Raw genomic sequence first — 18,558 nt, forward strand, 5'->3', positions numbered from 1 at the left:
GTTGAAAAGCTAACTATTCCTTCACAATCTCACCTTTTTCATTCAAAAGAACAGTGATATCTTCTGTAGATTGATCTTCCTTGGTTACAGTCACAATCACTTTATATACCTTACCGTCTTCTCTTTCCGAAACGAAAGCCTCCTTTATAGAAGCACCTTCATAATCTTTGGCCAATGCATTGATGACAGGAGTAGGAAGTTCCTTTGCGGCAACTTTTGTAAATTCGTCCTGAGGAGTTTGCAAAGTTTGTTCTACTGCTAAAGTGTCACCCGATACACCGGCAAATGCTACTGAAGTGCCTAATCCCATAATCATTGCTAATGCTACTAATACCTTTTTCATAATCGTAATTTTTTAGTGTGAATAATTAAAACTAACTCTTATGCCAAATAAAAGGCAAAGGACATGCCAGAATACTAACAGGCCACAAATCAACTATAAAACAGCAAGTTACATTCAATATAATAAAAAAAGATTGGGAAATAAATGGGGAATAGACACACACTTTGGGGAATAAATACACAATAAGCTCCGAATCTTCCGATCCGGAGCCTTACACGATTATAAGAGAAACAACGAGAAGAATCGCGTAGTTTTCCGTTTACACAATATTTGGAGATAGCCACTTTGGGTGCCAGAGGTACCGATTTACTATTCAAGTAACATATTTCCATACTACCTCGGATATTTCTTCCTGCCCTATCATCGCTTTTCAGAACCCGCCCATAACATTTAAAGCACATCAACTAAAGTACCGGACAAATAAAGAACTCCTTGGTTTTGCTGCTTTGTGCAAGTATATAACATGCTTGATTCTCTTTGAACGAAGTAACCGTATCATAAAACGAATCGAGATTTCCATTATTTAAATCTTTGTCTGTTCTTCTATCTGTAGAAAGTTCCCACATAAACCAACGTCTATCTTTCTCGCTGTGGAAATATGCAATAGGTTTGCCCAAATGCACAAACGCAGTCACACTTGGGTAATAGCATGCCCAATTGCCACATCTCAATTCTGATTGACCGTTCCATTTTGTAGATAGCTCAGAAACAAACCATCGATTGTCTTGTGCACTATGCGCAAACAAATAACTACGTCCATTTTCGACAAAAGGTATCAAGACCTTGTAAAAACGTGCCCAACGCCCTTCTTTAATCCTGTTCTTTCCATCCCAATTAGTGGACAACTCAGTCATAAACCAACTCTTATCCGAACTGCTATGAGCAAAAATATAATTTTTACCGTTTTCATTAAAGGGGATCATAACATCATAGTCTTTGCCGAATCCCTGGCCATTTTTTATTTCTTTCTGTCCATCCCATTTAGTAGATAACTCAGAAATAAACCACCGATTTCCTCTGTTACTATAACAGAATATGTAATTTTTTCCATTCTCAACAAACGGAACCTGAGAATTATAATACCAATGCCATTTATCATCGATAAAAACCTGACCTTCTCCCTCTGACGTCAGAGATGACAACTTAATCTTATTTCCATCAGCACTATGAGAAAAAAGAAAATTCTGACCATTCTCCTCAAATCTCACCATTGGTGAAAAGAAATAACTCCAATTTCCTCTCTTCATACCTTTCACATTAAGCAGGTTGCCCGCTTTTCCGTTACCCGCAATATTTCCTATATTGAAACCTGCTGTGTCCATCTTTTCATTCATAACCCTAAAAATATTGTTCTACTCTATCAAAGGCTTTTCGAAACCCGCCTATACGTTTTAACTATTTCTGCAAGCTTACGATACAAAAATATGGGATAAAAAGGGCGGGAACAATTATGAATTTCTGATGAGCATATTGGCCTTCCGAAAACCGGGAGATTTCTTTTAAATCGAAGAAAAAAAAACAAAATAGCATCAGTCAGATGGATACCGGAAAGGTAATATTACCAATATCATCTAACATATTTGTGGTATTTTTCATATAAATTTTAAAAAAAAGCAATGAAATGTGTTTGTTTTCCGGCATAGAATAATAGTTTTGTAAAATATAGAAGTACCTATTTTAATCAAAACCTGAATATATATGAAGAAATTTAAAGTTTATAGAGATAATCAGATGTAGGCGAATTCTTTCCACAAGAAGAATTCGCCAAGTGATATTTCAATCATAAGATACCTGAATATGATTGAGCATGCTATGGATCTGAGTAGCATAAAATCCCATTGATGATACAGTTCCGTTGCACGTTTCTCGTGACAGCATTAATACACAGTCGATACCTGTTCGTATTATACCTAATTTAATCCACCATAATTTACTTATTCGAACCACAACATCCGTTTGGTTCTTTGTTTAATTTAAACATTAATTTTATGAAAAAACAAGTAGCAATTTTCATTCTGTTAGGAATTATAACAATTCCTTCATCTGTAAAAGCACAGAAATTAAAAGTTAGTTTGGATGTCGGTATCTCCAAGAGTATTTTAAGTAGCGACGTTTCCAATCTGGTCAATACACGTTACAATACCCAAACAGGGGTTGCAACCGGTGTAAATCTTGAATATAACTTCTTTAAAGACTTTATTGTGGGAACAGGTCTGGGATTCATACAAAGAAACTATGAATATAAAAAGACGGATAATATTACGGGAACGCATACACTGTATAAAAACAACTTTATGAATGTACCGCTGAATGTAGGGTTATATATTTTCAATAACCCTTATAAAGAGAATGGTGTATGGCTCAAAATTCAAGGCGGTGTTTACTATGAATACTTTACAAGAATGCACCGGAAAGGAGAATACCCGATCTTTGCACAATTACAGAAAGACGGTTCCTATATCAGAGCTCAAGTGAATGAAACGTATGATTTCAAGCGAAATGAAAATAACTTGAAAAGAAACCTGTTCGGGATAGAGGGCACAGGAGAAATCGGTTATTCTTTTAAGAAGATCGATGTTTTTGCTTCATACACCTATCAGTATGGTCTAACCGACATATACAAAGCAAAAACTTCTTCGAATCGTAAATCGAGAAGAATCTCAAACATAATATCATTGGGCATCGCCTATAAATTCTAAAACTATAGATTATGAAAACTAAAAAATATAATTGGACATTACGTCACTTCTTTCTTTTATTTCTTGTGCTCTTTATTTCTGGAAGTTGCGTTGAAGACGTTACAGAATCAACCAAAGAACCAACACGGTATACAGCAAGTGATATAAAATCATATTCTGACCTGTTCGATGTGTTTTGGAATACAATGAACCAGAAATACAATTATTTTTACGAGCAGAGTAGTTTGAACTGGGAAGCGATATATAAAGAATATACTCCAAAGTTCAAAGAATTAAAAACGTTTAACAGGGATAAACAGTATACCAAAGCTGAAATATCAGATGATTGTAACAAAGCAATAGAATACTTTACAGAAATCATTGATCCTATCATAGACCAACATTTCTATGTAAAAATAGCACTTCCCGTGTCACATAGTTATTTCAAAAGCACCATTTTTTATGGTGGAATGAAGAGTAAAGACAAGATATATGCTTATCCTTTTGATCTAAAGTATGAATATATGAAGTCTAAGATACAACCTGACACAGGAGTATTCGGACATAAAAATGATATGTTAGGTGGCTTCTTATCAGACAATCCCGACATATACTATTTCGGTTTTAAGTCGTTTACAATAAGTAATGATTATATAGTTTCTTTTGGTGATGAATACTTGGTTATAGATGATAAAAGCCCGTATTATTTAACAGGAAAAGAGATAAGAGATACCATTGAAGCGAAAATAAAAGACCCTGCTGTAAAAAGTGTCCTGATTGAGAAGTCTATAGAATATATAGATAAGTTTAACTCTTTTATGATGTCCGAGATCGCGCAAGATGCAATAAAAAAAATAGAGAACTTTAAGCAATCTGAAACTATAGACGAGAGTTTTGTCGACGCATTACTCAAAGCCAAAAAGAATGCACCCAATATAAATTTAGAGCTATTACAGCTAAGCGGCCTGGAAGAGTTTAAACTAAATCCGAATTATACCAAGTGGTTTAAACAACGCTCGACCGAGCATTTACAATTAGCATGTGAGTATACAGTTTTTCTCTCGGATATAGATAATGTTATCAACAATCAATATAAGATAGATTTCTATAAGAATTTCCTGGTACCCCTCAAAAACGGGGATATAAAAAAGATAATACTGGATCTTAGAGGAAACGGTGGCGGTATGGTTCTTGATGCAAGAACATTTACAGATCGCTTTATCACCAAAGACGCCATCTTTGGCTACCAGAGGTTCAAAGAAGACAATAATCCATTCAGTTATACCCCATGGACACCCTGCATGACAAAGCCAACAGACATTGGGATAAAAAAAGAAATACCGGTAGTTATTCTCTTAGACAAGAACAGTGCAAGTATGTCTGAAATCAGTACCCTAATGCTAAAAAGCCAGGGGAAACATGTCACTGTCGTAGGACATTATAGTGCCGGTGCAACTGCCGGATTAGGAGATTCGGATCAGTTTAACGGAGGGCTGAGAGGTAAAGTCGGTGATTACTTAGAGTTTTATATGCCTTTACTTGCAATGCAGGATGCAACTCATACTGTAATAGAAGGAATCGGAATTAAACCGGACTTCCTAATGGAACCACTAACCGAAGAAGAAATTTATGAAATGGCCCTTTCACCTTATACCCATATTGATCGCACGTTAAAACAGGCTGTAGAAATATTAACCAACAATTAACAGCCCTTTTACGATTAAGACCGGAGAGAGCCGGGAATCGACTAAAAATTAATTGCCGCATTGATGTTCCGGTCATGATGTGCCCTGTATTCAGTGTACAATCATTGACGGGATATCAAGCGGCATCCCTCCCGGCATAGCAAATTTGAGAATGTAAATCGAATCCAGTTGATTTCATCCTTCTCTTTTTAAACTATATTTGTGACCCAATAATAAAAAAATGAATATATGCTTATATTAAGAACTATTTTAGTCTTCATACTTGCCGGCATTTGTGAAATTGGTGGCGGATATCTGGTATGGTTATCGGTTAAAGAGGGTAAGTCGGTATGGAGATCCATCTTTGATCCAAACCAAACATAAATTCAATTTATTTGTTAATTATATAATCATAATAACGAAAACAGATATGACGCAACTAATCAAGAAATTCTCGGTAATTATTATTTTATTCCTCCTGCCCTTCTCTATCTATGCCCAAACAGAAAGCCATCAGCTAAGTACACACATACTTGATATTAGTAAAGGAGAACCGGCACAAGGAGTTGACATCACCCTCTATAAATTAAATCCTTCCACCCCAAGCCAATGGAAACAGATTGCAATCGGCAAGACTGATGTAAATGGAAGAATCTCCAATTTTTTACCAAGCATAGAGGATAATACAGGTATATATATGCTTAAATTTTATACAGAGCCTTATTTCCTGAAACAAGGCTTAAAATCAATCTATCCGTTTGTCGAAGTTATATTTAGAATTGAAGGCAAAAAGCATTATCATATTCCCATTACTATGTCAGCCAACGGGTATTCTACATACAGAGGGAATTAATATATTCCTTATTACAATTTATAAAGTAAGGCAGCCTTATGAGGCTGCCTTACTCGTTATCTTTCATTTCTGTTCTTCTACATTATACATTACTCTTTGTATTCACTAATACTCTTTCTCAGCACGAAGTTGCCAGAAAGCGATGGCAGACGCAGCAGCCACATTGAGCGAATCGACCCCATGTGACATAGGGATGCGAACGACATAGTCCGCTTCGGCAATCCTCTCATGCGAGAGCCCGTCTCCCTCGGTACCCATCACAATAGCCAACTTGGGTTCGGTTGTCAGCACAGGATCATCGATGGAAATAGAATTATCCGTAAGCGCCATGGCAACCGTACGGAAGCCCCACCGAGCCAGATCACTGAGAGGACCATCCAGCCAAGTCCATGGTACAAGGAAGACCGCCCCCATAGACACCCGGATCGCACGTCGGTTTAATGGACTACAAGAGTTGCGCGTAAGCAATACCGCATCTATTCCGAGAGCGGCCGCCGAACGGAAGATGGCACCGATATTGGTAGTATCCACCACCCCGTCTATGATCACGATGCGCCTGGCTCTCCGGCATACTTCCTCCATACTTCGCGGAACCGGAAGACGCATGGCACAAAGTACACCACGTGTCAAAACGTATCCGGTCAGCGTAGCAAGCAGTTCTCTGTCACCTGTATAGACGGGTATATCACCACAGCGTTCAATGATATTCGCAGCATCCCCCGTGATATGTTTTTGCTCACACAAAATCGCTAAAGGTTCATAGCCTACATCCAAAGCCACTTTAATGACTTTGGGACTTTCCGCTATAAACAACCCCTTTTCTGGCTCGAGGCGATTACGCAACTGAGCTTCGGTAAGGGTACTGAATATCTCTACTCCGGGATGGGACAAGGATGATATTTCGATAATAGGCATATTGTTATCCTTTATAACATTTGATTAAAGCATTCATATTTCACAGGCTTTATTCCGTTTTTAATCCCTTCTTATCCAGATAGGCTTTAAATTTATGAAGATATTCGTCCGATGGTCCGTCAAAGAAAGAGACACCGGACGCGCCATTATCAAACGCCTCATCCAATGCTTTCTCAAAATCATTTTTTATATCAGGAAACATCAATCCTGCATACACTTTCGCACGTCCGTCAACCGTCTTCACACTCTCTTGAACCGAACGTCCGATCCACTCCGGTCCTTCGTAATAAAAGCCGTTATAGATCATCGGGAAATAAGCATCCAGTGTCCAATTTCCCCAATCCTGACGTACCATCTTCTTGGCCATAGAAGGTCCCGGGAATACTGCGGCAGAAATTGCTTTTCCGTCAGCTTTCACCGCTTCAGTAATCCGGTCTACAACACGGGTAATGGCATCCAAACGAAAATTGATCCATGACTGATCTTCCATCGGATACTTCAATTCCAACGGATCACGTCCCGTCTGCGCCTTAAACTTGGCACGACAAACCTCACAATAGCAATAATCATATTCAGGATGTTCACTCGTCTGCTCTATGCCATAATTTTTCCACAAACTGACAGGCAGAACCACATCCGGAAAACGAACATAATCCAGATGTACCCCATCTACATAAGGCAAATGAGCTATTTTCACATAATCATCCGCCAGGTATTGCGCCACTCCTTCATGGTTAGGACAGAGAAAACGGTAATAATCCACATAAGCAGGTTTATCATGCGTAGATTCCCCTTTGCGGTTCACCGCAAACCAATCGGGATGCACGTTCAGCAGTTCCGCACGATTCATTGTCCATTTCCAGAAATGGGCCTCAAGACCGGCTTCTTTACACATGCGATATAGATTTTCATCATACCCTTCAAACATCACCCCACTGATTCCGCACTCCTTAAGCAAAGCAAACCACTGACGGTAATCTGCTTCACTTTTATTCTTATTTATACGTGTCCATACCCAGTTCTTCACCTGACGCGGAGCAATCTTCTCTGTCCAGAAACGTCCTTCATTATTAATAACGTAACGCTTGTTTTCACCCGGAACAGTAATAGCTATCTGGTATGTATTCCGGGTAGCCTCAACTGAGATTTGCGCACCCTGCGGGAGTCCTTTCAACTCCGCGTCCGTCAGGAAAAAATCTTTTTCCGTACGTAAATAGTTTTTCTCTTTTGCATATCTCTCCTGCTGTGCATAGAACATAGCCCAAAGCAGTTTATACACAGCAGTATTATACGGTAGCGCAACAGTACGTTCGGGCGCTCCTACTGCCTCGTCAGCGAAAAACAAATATCCCCAACGATCCGGCATGTGCATATCCACCTTTCCCGTAGGTGTCCAAACCCAATTTTCTTCAGGCCCCCCGGCTTTCAACCACTGTACCCGTGAGAAGTTAATTCGCCAGCAATTGCCTGCTTTCAACGGGTTGTTAAAATTCATAGTCAATGCCTTATGAGGAATAGCCATCTCCACACTCCAATATTTATCTTTGTCTTTCGATTTATTCAACGTACCTTCACGATGAATAGCCAACTTTAATCCCGGACAATCCCATTGCACCATAAAGTTGCCTCCCGACCGATAAGGCTTGTCCAGCATCAAATCGAATATAACACCCCGGGCATTGGTCTCTATTTCAAAATAGTTGTGTCCATCCCAATCAGGATCTATAAAAACCTCAAAATCATTATCATAGTAAATAATGGTATCCCGCTGAGTAAGACGTGCCTTGATGTCGTCTTCCTGTAAAATTGCCCCGACATACAAATATTCATCATCCCACAACATCTTAGCTGTAGTTTCATATTTGGGCGTGGGGAATCCTTCGCCACTGATATCTACAAACGGAGCTGTCGATTTTGCCTTCTGCCATGAAACTTCATCCAGTTTACCATCTATTTTCAGTTTACCGTCCACACGATAACACACGTATGAACGAGGTTCCGTCAGGAAACGATCGTATTTCTGAAAAATGCTCTGTGCCCCGGACGGCAAACTAAAAAGAGAAAAAAAGAGAAACAGCTTCACTGCCAGGCAATCTAAATGTATTTGCTTCATTATTGATTAGTTTTAGTTACAGCTTCAAAGATATGAATTATTCTGAAACCCGTAAATAATACCACCCATAATTATAACTTCCATAAAGTAGATATGACTTTTTTATTTACTTTTTTGATAAATCCGACAAAACGGGCAGTGAACAAATGCCGCCATTAATTCACTGCCCGTATAATCCATGACTTATCGTTGTCCGCCTTATTTCAGACCTGGAATTTTAGATAAATTCTTAGTCATTTCTTCTAATTTTGAATTAACTACGTTCCAGTCATTTACTAACACAGTAAGTATTGATTCTGAGAATTCTCCTATGCAGCAAGCTCTGCCGGAAGTTCCCTCACAATTACACCACATAGCTCTGATCGTAATATCTTCTTCCAACGAAGTGACATCAACCATTGCCTGTAAAGTAATGGGAACACGTTGTCCATCCATTGCCACAGAATACAATCCCCGTGCTACAATTTTATTATTAACTTTAATAGCAAACCATGCTCCGTCACCGGATTTCTCACACCAAGTATCCAAAACGGTAAGCGTAATAAGCAACTGATTCCCCTTACAAGCTTTAATAGAAATTGGGGCCATTTCCTTTATTTCCTGAAAACAAGAGTCATCATTATTATTGTAGTAATGACCTTGAATTTTAGCAACAGAACCATTGTTTCTCTTTTTAGACGACATACATACTTTCATATTATAATACCCTTAAGCTTTTCCTACTCTATTCAAGGCTTTTCGGAATCCGCCTATAAAACACGGCAAAATCACTGAAAAGGATTCAACACAATGTTTAAGCCAGAATATTCATAAGGAGGTTTTCCCACTGATTCAGGATCGTAATACATATTTTCTCCACTCGCGACTTTTATATCGCCAATAGCAATCCAATGCATTCCTCCTTCCACCAATGCCAGAGAGTTCATGATAGAAAAATTAGTAACATTTTCAACAACTGGTATTCCCGAAGAGACTATCAGAGATATCTCTTCCCCTATCAAATCATCAACATTAAATTGTTCTAAACCTATATTATTTATTACGGATACCAGATTCTCTTTCAACTTTGACTCATTATAACAGACTCTCGGATTCAATCCCATATTTTTTGCATACATAGAGACCGAGGAAGGCAGAGAGTATGTACCTTCAATATTCCGATCATGCAAATATCGAGTCATCCTATCAATAAAACATTTCCTGTTATTATTGAGAGTTGCACGCTGTATGGCCTGAATCTGATCATAAATACTTTTACCATACGGTTTATCCGGAGTCAGTGACGAATCGAACAAATTAATCATGGCCGCCAAAGCATACCCGCCGCAATAAGCATTTTCTAACCGATCCTGATAATTTATATATCGAATTCCCATATTTAACCCCAATATGTATTCAATTCATCATCTATTGAAAGCGCTTCTACCATTCTTTGGTTCTTCCCATCAACTTCCCAACGGCACCACGCCATAACATATAACTTATTATCGCTATTCTTTTGTCCAATAATAAAAGAAAATAATTCGTTATCTTCAGTAATAATCCCACATATATTGGTTTCTATTTTAACAATGTATCCTAACTTTTTGCAAGCATTTTGATAATCATCCCCCCATTTTGGCAGATTAATGATCAAAGATGGCTTAAAAGAAATATTATCAGGAATTAACTTATTAACCTTTGCAATACATTCACCGTTAACTATATCGTCTCCATTCGCGATATGACAAATAATTTGTTTATTGACCGGCAAACCATATACTGTTTTATTTAACCAAAACGAACTCATTAGACAACCAGTGAATTGAGAACTCATAGCACACTGTCCCATTTTATCTAAAGTCACATATGAAATATTACCAGGTACATAGCATAACGGCACAATTTCTTGAGGCCAAACAGTATTTATACAACTTCTCACGACACTCTCTTTATTCATGAACGTTTCTTTTTCACTACCACTACCACACTTACCTAATACAACAAACCAATCAGGTAGCGCCGTAATCATACCTTCTGTCAAAAAATTCCCTACTAATTTACCATTGATTCTCGCCATAAAACTCTTTTTTTGTTCTTACTCTTTCTATCAGGCTTTTCAGAATCCGCCTATAAATCTCCTGTCTCTTGTAAGCTTACAGTACAAAAGTATGAAAGAGAAAAGGCGGAAACAATTATTAATTTCAAACCATTCTATTTACCTCTCAAATACAGAATCATTTCTCCTGAACAAAAAAATAGCCCCGGTTCTTTCGAACCGAGGCTTAACATAAATTCAGTTGTGTGCTTTCTTCAAAGATTGGGAAACTATCTATTCAGTATATTCCCTCTTTCATTCAAGAACACTGCCTGTTCATGAAAATCGCTCGATAATATAATCACTTTGTAGAGTTTGCCTTCCGAACGACTATAGGCTATAAAAGCCTCTTTAATCAGTGCTCCCTCACAGGATAACTCATCAATCACTGCCTCAGGAAGATTATTAACCTCGATTGGCGTAAAATCTTCCCGTGAATCCCTCTGTTCCACTTTCGCAGATTTTTTCTTTAGAGGTTCATCTGCTTTTACTACTGAAAATCCCAATCCCATTACTATTACCAATGCTACTAATACCTTTTTCATAATTCTTGAAAACTTAATTGTTCTAGATCTACTAACTATAACTAAACATCTGAATATTATAATGCAATACACATGCCAGACATATGCCAATCCAGATCGGCAACTCATTTTCAAGTAATTATATAAAAACAGCTTTCATTTGGAATAGTGGAATATAAAGGAGTATTCCACATTTATTGTGGAAAAATTCCACAGAATCGCAAATTGATTACATACTTTTAAGTCACTTACTCATATCCGGAAGTCACTTCTCCTCCAGCTTCTCCTTGATACGATACAGGCGAGTAATAGCAGGATTGTAAAAAGCATCCGGATAGTGAGCTCTGATGCAGGATAAATCAGATTCCACACAAAGCTTCACATCAAAAATACGCTCTGCCTTACTCAGTTCCAGCTCTTGAGGCAGCTGTGCAGCTTGCGCCCATTCCATTAATTCTCTCACACTCTGTTCGTCAAACTTATATTCCATATTACTCTTGTTTTTCCGCAAATTTACAACTTAAAGAGCATAAAACAAAACACACTCCTCCTTTCCGCCCGGCTCAATCCCTACTTATAGTGATAACCCTCTTCACAATACCTAAATCGAGTGATTGTCCCAAAGCAAAAAACCACCTATCTTTGCCATACATTAATTAGTCATAATTATTACGTAAGTCACATTTAAGTGAGATAAGCCAATCCGGCCGAAGTGATTCTCCCGGATTCCATTTTGTTGAGTTGTTATTTTAATTATCATACTGTTTAATTGTTGTATGTAAATAACGTATTCAAAAATAGAACAAAAACCGTCCGGCCTGTGAAGGTCGGACGGTTTTTGTTTTTTATCTGCGGATAATCTTTTCCGCCGCCGCGTTATCCATGAACAGCTCCACATTGTCAGCATGATGGGCTATGTAAGCAGCCGGACCCGTATCTCCCGAATAAAAGATGTCTTCTACAACCGGCCCCTTCACTCTTCCCGTTATCAGGAAGATGATTCTACGCGCATTCAAAATCGGCATTCCTGTCAGAGCTATCCTCTTTTGCCCGTTATTCGGATTAAAATTCGCCTCATATATATGATCTGTCGAAAGCAGTTCTTCTTGCCCCGGAAAAATAGACGATGTATGCCCGTCATTACCTGCTCCCAACAATATTACATCAAACACCGGAAAACCGTTCTCCACCGGCACCTCCTTCATTACCAGTTTCGAATAGCGGGCAGCCTCTTTCTTTGGATTATTCTCTCCCTGGATACGAAACACATTCTCGTACGGAATAGGTACGATACTCAGCAGCAACGACCTCATCATCCCATAATTACTATCCGAATTCTCAGGAGGCACACAACGCTCGTCGACCCAAAACACTTTCAATCGTTCCCAAGGAGTGATATCCGTATATTCATTCGCCCATAAGTCAAACATCAGTGCCGGAGTGCTTCCGCCACTGAATGCAATGCAGAAGGTTCTGTCCGGTTCATCTAACATCAGTTTCACCAAATGTAATATCAGTGCGCGTGCCGTCTCTATGGACGAAGGGAAAATATAGGGTTTCATAATTCGCAGTATTGATCTGTGTTTGTTAAATTCTTACATGGATTGGTCCAATCGGCACCATGTTCATGCATCATAGCTTCACTTTCCAAAGGTCCCCAAGTTCCTGCCGGATAGCCATATAGCGGTGCCTCGGGATGTTCATTCCAATAACGCAAAATAGGGTCAAAGAAATGCCAGGATGCTTCTACGGCATCACTTCGTGTAAAGAGGGTCTGGTCACCCAGAATACAGTCTTCTATCAGGCGGGCATAAGCATCTCCTCCGGGTACCCCTCCCAACTGATCATAACTGAAATCCATTGTAACCTGTTTGACCTCAAATCCCGGTCCCGGCACTTTCATACCAAATTTCAATACAATACCTTCATTGGGCTGCAAGCGAAGAATCAGTTTATTTGCCCTCGGACAATTACCGCCCGCACAATGGAACATCTGATGCGGAGTTTCACGGAAGTGTACGACAATCTCCGTCACTTTCGTCGGCATTTGTTTGCCTGTCCGGATATAGAAAGGCACTCCGCTCCACCTCCAGTTACTGATCCCCAGTTTCATGGCGATATAAGTTTCGGTGCGCGAGTCCGGTGCTATATTCTTCTCTTCCCGGTACCCTCTTTTGTTTCCTCCGGCTGTATATTGTCCCCGGACAATGTGTTCGTTCAGATCCGTTTCAGTCAAAGGAGTCAGAGACTCATATACTTTTACCACTTCATTACGGAAGTTATCTGCATTGAACACAGCGGGAGGCTCCATGGCAGTAAGTGCCACCAACTGGATCAGATGATTCTGCACCATATCCCGAAGAGCACCCGTAGTATCATAAAAACCGCCGCGTTGCTCGATTCCGAGATTTTCCACGGCGGTTACTTCCACATAATCTATATAGTTACGGTTCCATAAAGGTTCGAAAATACCATTGGCAAAACGAAAAGCCAACAAATTCTGAGCAGTTTCTTTACCTAAGAAATGATCGATTCGGTAAATCTGATGTTCATCAAATACGGAAGCATAAATTCGATTCAGTTTCTCGGCCGACTCCAGATCATACCCAAAAGGCTTTTCAACAATAATCCGCGCACGACCTTCATTCAGATGTACTGATTTCAGATGCAACGGAATCACGCCATACAATGATGGAGGTGTAGCCAGGTAAAACAACAAATCGTCCGGCCGGCTGTCCCCGCTCAGTTCTTCAATTCGCAGCCGAAGTTGTCCGTATCCGCTTTCCAATGCCGGGTCTATTGCCAGATAGTGAAGATGTCCAACGAAAGCGTCCATCTTCTCCTTATTCTGCTCTTCCGACTTCACAAATTTCTCCATCTCACTATAAATGTAAGTCCGATAGTCCGCATCCTCATAAACCGTACGTCCCACCCCGAGAATTTCAAATTCTTCCGGAAGACGCTTGGCTACATACAACGAATACAACGCCGGCATCAACTTACGCTTCGTTAAGTCACCCGAAGCACCAAAGATAGTCATTACAAATTTACTCATATTTCTTTTTTTGCTTATACATTATACGTACCCGACTTTGTATCTCCTCCATATCCAGTCCAGTTTTCATGGAAAAAGACTCCTCGTAACTCATCTTTCCGCTCAAATGTATGAGCACCGAAATAATCGCGCTGTGCCTGTATCAGATTGGCCGGAAGGTCAGCCGACACTAACGAATAGAAATAATTCAAAGCTGAGGAGAAAGCCGGAACAGGTAGTTCTTCACGCATAGCCTGCGCCACCAGATTCTTCCATCCGGACAACAATCCTTTGATTTCCTGCTCAAAATATGGAGCCAGCAGCAAATGTTCCGGTTTTTCTTTTGCCTCAAATGCAGCAGCAATATCATTCAGGAAAATACTACGAATAATGCATCCACCTCTCCACATCCGTGCAATCGAAGCCAAATCGAGGTTCCATCCAAATGCATCGGAAGCACGCTGCAATACCGCAAATCCTTGTGCATACGAAACCAGTTTCGAAGCATACAACGCCGCAAATATTTCTTTTTCCGTATCCTGTTTATTATATACAGCCATCGAATGCTTACATTGGTACTGACGGGCAGCCGTCTCACGGAGTTCCTTCTGTGCCGACAGGCTACGTTCAAAAACAGCCGTAGCAATCAATCCTAATGGCATACCTAATTCCATGGCGTTGATCACCGACCATTTGCCTGTCCCCTTCTGTCCGGCAGCATCCAGAATTTTATCGATCAGATAGGCCCCTGTATTATCTTTATGACGGAGTATATTGCCTGTGATTTCTATCAGATAACTCCGCAACTTACCTTCATTCCAACGAGCAAACACAGACGCCATTTCTTCATTAGGCATATCCAGTAATTTCTTCATCACCCAATAAGCTTCAGCAATCAACTGCATATCACCATACTCTATTCCGTTATGGATCATCTTCACAAAGTGTCCCGATCCGGCAGGTCCCACCCACTGGCAGCACGGACTTCCATCGGGAGCTTTGGCAGCAATACTCTGCAAAATAGGTTTTACCTCCTCCCATGCCTTTTCCGAACCGCCCGGCATAATAGAAGCTCCATTCAAAGCCCCCTCTTCTCCGCCCGACACACCGGCACCGACGAACAGAAATCCCTTCGATTCTGCCAGTTTCACTCTGCGGTTTGTATCTTCATAATTTGAGTTACCTCCGTCAATCAATATATCACCCGGAGAAAGGTATGGGAAAAGTTGCTCCATCAATTCGTCCACCGGACTACCGGCACGCACCATCATCATAATCTTACGAGGTACAGCAATTGATTTCACAAAATCTTCTATGTCCGTAAACCCCTCTATATGCTTATCTTTAGCCCTTCCATTCATAAAACGTTCCACCACGCCTTCTTCCACACCGGGCACCGTACGATTATACACCGATACGCTCCATCCTCTACTTTCCATGTTCAAGGCTAAATTTTCTCCCATTACAGCTAAACCAATCAGGCCTATATCTGTTTTATTCTGAGTTGCCATAATTGTAATATTTATCTAAATCAGTTGATATTTTGTTCTATTTCTTATTATCTATAACACATATCGAAAATATTTGTTCGGATAGTTTCAGAATAAAATATTACTTTTGTAACAAACTTCTAAAAACTCGTAATGAAGAAAATACACATCGGACTTTTACCACGTATCATCATAGCTATTATACTTGGTATCGCTATCGGAAATTTCCTGCCGACGCCTTTGGTACGGCTGTTCGTGACCTTCAACTCCATCTTCGGAGAGTTCCTCAATTTCTCCATTCCTCTTATCATCCTCGGCCTGGTCACCATTGCCATTGCCGATATTGGTAAAGGAGCCGGACGAATGCTACTTGTCACCGCACTCATTGCCTACGGTGCTACTCTTTTCTCCGGCTTCCTCTCCTATTTCACCGGAGCTGCCGTTTTTCCCTCACTTATCACACCGGGAGCACCTCTCGACGAGGTAAGTGAGGCCCAAGGTATTCTACCTTATTTCTCGGTCGCCATCCCACCGTTGATGAATGTCATGACCGCACTTGTCCTTGCCTTTACCCTCGGCTTAGGACTTGCCAGTCTGCACAGTGACGCTTTGAAAAACGTAGCACGCGACTTCCAGGAGATCATCGTACGCATGATCAGTGCAGTTATCCTCCCATTACTTCCCATTTATATCTTTGGCATCTTCCTCAACATGACACATTCCGGACAAGTATTCTCCATCCTGATGGTATTTATTAAGATCATTGGCGTCATTTTTGTACTGCACATCTTTCTGTTGGTCTTCCAGTACTCTGTTGCAGCATTGTTTGTCCGTAAAAACCCGTTCCGCTTGTTGGGACGGATGCTGCCGGCTTATTTCACCGCTTTAGGCACTCAGTCATCAGCCGCCACCATCCCTGTTACACTCGAACAGACCAAGAAAAACGGTGTATCAGCCGATATAGCCGGATTCGTTATCCCGCTTTGTGCCACTATCCATTTATCCGGAAGTACCCTGAAGATTGTGGCCTGCGCTTTAGCCTTAATGATGATGCAAGGCATGCCTTTCGATTTTTCCTTGTTTGCAGGTTTCATTTTCATGCTTGGCATCACGATGGTTGCTGCTCCCGGTGTCCCCGGAGGTGCTATTATGGCTTCTTTAGGCATCCTCCAGTCCATGCTCGGTTTCGATGAATCGGCTCAGGCATTGATGATCGCCCTTTATATCGCTATGGACAGTTTCGGTACAGCTTGTAACGTAACCGGTGATGGAGCCATCGCTCTGATTATAGACAAGATCATGGGGAAAAGAAAAACTCCCGAAAGCCTTTAATGGCTATCGGGAGTTCACCCTGTTTGGTTATTAATTCCGCTTTATAATGTCATAGCCTGCCCACCGATTACACCGGCTACAGCACTTGCCACAGCAATAATCAACTTCAATATAATATTCCATCCCGTTTTCTTCATATTCTTCATACCTCCTTTCATTTGCAATCATTATTATATCTACAATAAACTTTATCAAGCTGTCGGATCATCTACAATATCTCCATCTCCACTACCCGATCCACCATTAATTGCTCCCCCTATCGCACTGACTTTCTGGAATTCCACTCCCTGAAGCAAAGCACGGGTAGTGCCGATAGCTGCGGGACGAGTATATTCCGGAGTAAACAGACAACGAAGAGCCGCCACCTGATTCGGATTCACCTCTTCCTCTTGATCCACTCCATGCCCTTGTGTACAAGCTTTCATCGTGAAAGTGCCTAATCCCTCCAGACGTACCGAACGGCTATTTAACAACTCTTTACGCATGGCAGTCATCAGGTTACGAATCACATTATGAACATCACCCGGTGTCAACGATGATTTTTCAGCTATTACTTCGGCCAACTGTTGTGAAGTTACCATTTTTCCAACTTTCACCAGAGTGAGATGCCACTGTTTCTTTCCCTCTTTAGTTTTCAACTGCGATTGTCTCGCTCTATAAAATAAAGGCATAATTTTTCTCCTTCTTTACTAATGTTACTACTACGTTTCATTCATGTTTCGTTGATCAACACTGCAAAGATGAAGATTTACAAATTATCGGCAAAGAAAAAAACGGTCCGGAAAGCTGTTTTCTCAGAAAAACTTATAAGACACTGATTATCTGTATCATAATTCTAAGCTCTTCGTTCAAAACAGGTTCATACACATGTACCCAATATCAGTTAAGTTTTAGTTCATCCGACAAATGCATAGTTCCAGTATAGAAAGTCTCACAATGGTAGTAATATATAGATATTATTTTTAAAATTTTGCAATTAAATAGTAATATTCCACCATGTATGAGTAAAGCGGACTATATTACCAACCAAGAGATAATGCTACTTTTAGCGAAACGCATAAAGGAGTATAGGCTTGCCGCACGGATGAGCCAAAAGGAAATGGCGGAGAAATCCGGTGTGAGTCTTGCTACTATAAGCCATTTTGAACAAGGTGTCAATCAGAACATGACCCTAAATAATTTCATATCATTGTTGCGGATAATCGGCATGGAGCAACGTATAAGTGATTTACTGCCTGAGTTGCCCATGCCACTAATGGCACTGAAACAACTAAATAAATTCATTCCCCAAAGAGTAAGGAGAAACAATAATGATACAAAATCTTGATGTGTTTTTATGGAATCGGAAAGTGGGTACATTGGTAGCCTATAAGGAGAAATACGTAGACAAGGTAATCAGTGTTGTCAGCAACTACCAGCGATATGCGCACATAGCAGGAGTTGATGCCTATTGGAGCCATCAAATAAAAGAGGAAATCAATGACCGTATTGAGATGTTATAGGCTAAATATAAA

General features: G+C 40.2%; 21 protein-coding genes. 7 read left to right on the forward strand and 14 right to left on the reverse strand.

Features of this window, described 5'->3' with window-relative positions:
* Positions 1–13: 13 nt before the first annotated feature.
* On the reverse strand, positions 14–343 hold the full coding sequence (locus QK890_RS03495; protein ID WP_005776668.1) for a hypothetical protein: 330 nt from the start codon (positions 341–343) through the stop codon (positions 14–16).
* Positions 344–747: 404 nt separating this feature from the next.
* On the reverse strand, positions 748–1,677 hold the full coding sequence (locus tag QK890_RS03500) for a hypothetical protein (RefSeq protein ID WP_032540547.1): 930 nt from the start codon (positions 1,675–1,677) through the stop codon (positions 748–750).
* Positions 1,678–2,307: 630 nt separating this feature from the next.
* Between QK890_RS03500 and QK890_RS03505 the strand changes: the two genes are divergently transcribed.
* The 4 genes from QK890_RS03505 to uraH all read left to right on the forward strand — a co-directional run bounded on the left by QK890_RS03505 (position 2,308) and on the right by uraH (position 5,559).
* Entirely contained in the window at positions 2,308–3,042 is a 735-nt protein-coding gene (locus tag QK890_RS03505) for an outer membrane beta-barrel protein (protein ID WP_050550288.1), read from the forward strand.
* Between the two features lie 11 nt (positions 3,043–3,053).
* Complete coding sequence (locus tag QK890_RS03510; protein ID WP_032541202.1) at positions 3,054–4,727, forward strand: S41 family peptidase; 1,674 nt, start codon at positions 3,054–3,056, stop codon at positions 4,725–4,727.
* Positions 4,728–4,955: 228 nt separating this feature from the next.
* The gene (locus QK890_RS03515) at positions 4,956–5,090 is read left to right on the forward strand and encodes a hypothetical protein (RefSeq protein WP_005819730.1); all 135 of its coding nucleotides are present in this window, start codon (positions 4,956–4,958) and stop codon (positions 5,088–5,090) included.
* 46 nt (positions 5,091–5,136) lie between these two features.
* The gene (gene uraH, locus QK890_RS03520) at positions 5,137–5,559 is read left to right on the forward strand and encodes a hydroxyisourate hydrolase (RefSeq protein WP_032541214.1); all 423 of its coding nucleotides are present in this window, start codon (positions 5,137–5,139) and stop codon (positions 5,557–5,559) included.
* A gap of 105 nt (positions 5,560–5,664) precedes the next feature.
* On the opposite strand, the gene QK890_RS03525 is transcribed toward uraH, so the two are convergent.
* From QK890_RS03525 to gnd, 10 genes are all read right to left on the reverse strand, one after another.
* The gene (locus tag QK890_RS03525; protein ID WP_220575515.1) at positions 5,665–6,474 is read right to left on the reverse strand and encodes an RNA methyltransferase; all 810 of its coding nucleotides are present in this window, start codon (positions 6,472–6,474) and stop codon (positions 5,665–5,667) included.
* A 49-nt stretch (positions 6,475–6,523) separates the two neighbouring features.
* Positions 6,524–8,587, reverse strand: coding sequence for a sugar-binding protein (locus tag QK890_RS03530; protein ID WP_022012971.1), 2,064 nt, complete (start codon positions 8,585–8,587; stop codon positions 6,524–6,526).
* Positions 8,588–8,785: 198 nt separating this feature from the next.
* Positions 8,786–9,283: a hypothetical protein gene (locus QK890_RS03535; RefSeq protein WP_234190784.1), complete on the reverse strand. Its 498-nt coding sequence runs from the start codon at positions 9,281–9,283 to the stop codon at positions 8,786–8,788.
* Between the two features lie 71 nt (positions 9,284–9,354).
* Entirely contained in the window at positions 9,355–9,963 is a 609-nt protein-coding gene (locus QK890_RS03540) for a hypothetical protein (RefSeq protein ID WP_220575513.1), read from the reverse strand.
* Positions 9,964–9,965: 2 nt separating this feature from the next.
* Positions 9,966–10,646: a hypothetical protein gene (locus QK890_RS03545; RefSeq protein ID WP_220575512.1), complete on the reverse strand. Its 681-nt coding sequence runs from the start codon at positions 10,644–10,646 to the stop codon at positions 9,966–9,968.
* Between the two features lie 248 nt (positions 10,647–10,894).
* Positions 10,895–11,209 carry a hypothetical protein gene (locus tag QK890_RS03550; protein WP_005776657.1) on the reverse strand — a complete coding sequence of 105 codons (315 nt, stop codon included), beginning with the start codon at positions 11,207–11,209 and terminating at the stop codon, positions 10,895–10,897.
* 244 nt (positions 11,210–11,453) lie between these two features.
* Positions 11,454–11,678: a hypothetical protein gene (locus QK890_RS03555; RefSeq protein WP_220575511.1), complete on the reverse strand. Its 225-nt coding sequence runs from the start codon at positions 11,676–11,678 to the stop codon at positions 11,454–11,456.
* A gap of 355 nt (positions 11,679–12,033) precedes the next feature.
* Positions 12,034–12,750 carry a 6-phosphogluconolactonase gene (pgl, locus tag QK890_RS03560; protein WP_022012975.1) on the reverse strand — a complete coding sequence of 239 codons (717 nt, stop codon included), beginning with the start codon at positions 12,748–12,750 and terminating at the stop codon, positions 12,034–12,036.
* On the reverse strand, positions 12,747–14,243 hold the full coding sequence (zwf, locus tag QK890_RS03565) for a glucose-6-phosphate dehydrogenase (protein WP_005819720.1): 1,497 nt from the start codon (positions 14,241–14,243) through the stop codon (positions 12,747–12,749). Before zwf ends, pgl begins: the two co-directional genes overlap by 4 nt.
* A 14-nt stretch (positions 14,244–14,257) precedes the next feature.
* Positions 14,258–15,733 (reverse strand): decarboxylating NADP(+)-dependent phosphogluconate dehydrogenase, encoded by a 1,476-nt coding sequence (gene gnd, locus QK890_RS03570; RefSeq protein WP_032530627.1) that lies wholly within the window; start codon positions 15,731–15,733, stop codon positions 14,258–14,260.
* A gap of 132 nt (positions 15,734–15,865) precedes the next feature.
* On the opposite strand from gnd, the gene QK890_RS03575 reads away from it, so the two are divergent.
* On the forward strand, positions 15,866–17,044 hold the full coding sequence (locus QK890_RS03575) for a dicarboxylate/amino acid:cation symporter (protein ID WP_022012978.1): 1,179 nt from the start codon (positions 15,866–15,868) through the stop codon (positions 17,042–17,044).
* Between the two features lie 41 nt (positions 17,045–17,085).
* Here QK890_RS03575 and QK890_RS03580 read toward each other — a convergent pair whose 3' ends face one another.
* Together QK890_RS03580 and QK890_RS03585 are read right to left on the reverse strand one after the other, a co-directional pair.
* Positions 17,086–17,181 carry a smalltalk protein gene (locus QK890_RS03580; RefSeq protein ID WP_005786866.1) on the reverse strand — a complete coding sequence of 32 codons (96 nt, stop codon included), beginning with the start codon at positions 17,179–17,181 and terminating at the stop codon, positions 17,086–17,088.
* A gap of 54 nt (positions 17,182–17,235) precedes the next feature.
* Positions 17,236–17,715, reverse strand: a complete 480-nt coding sequence (locus QK890_RS03585; RefSeq protein ID WP_005776650.1) for an HU family DNA-binding protein — start codon at positions 17,713–17,715, stop codon at positions 17,236–17,238.
* 329 nt (positions 17,716–18,044) lie between these two features.
* On the opposite strand from QK890_RS03585, the gene QK890_RS03590 reads away from it, so the two are divergent.
* Both QK890_RS03590 and QK890_RS03595 read left to right on the forward strand, forming a co-directional pair.
* A complete protein-coding gene (locus tag QK890_RS03590; RefSeq protein ID WP_175636643.1) occupies positions 18,045–18,371 on the forward strand; it encodes a helix-turn-helix domain-containing protein in 327 nt (108 codons plus the stop codon).
* On the forward strand, positions 18,355–18,546 hold the full coding sequence (locus QK890_RS03595; RefSeq protein WP_220575510.1) for a hypothetical protein: 192 nt from the start codon (positions 18,355–18,357) through the stop codon (positions 18,544–18,546). Before QK890_RS03590 ends, QK890_RS03595 begins: the two co-directional genes overlap by 17 nt.
* Positions 18,547–18,558: the final 12 nt, after the last annotated feature.

Origin of the sequence: Bacteroides sp. NGMCC 1.200775, from assembly GCF_040798045.1 — a bacterium.
Lineage (GTDB): Bacteria > Bacteroidota > Bacteroidia > Bacteroidales > Bacteroidaceae > Bacteroides > Bacteroides hominis.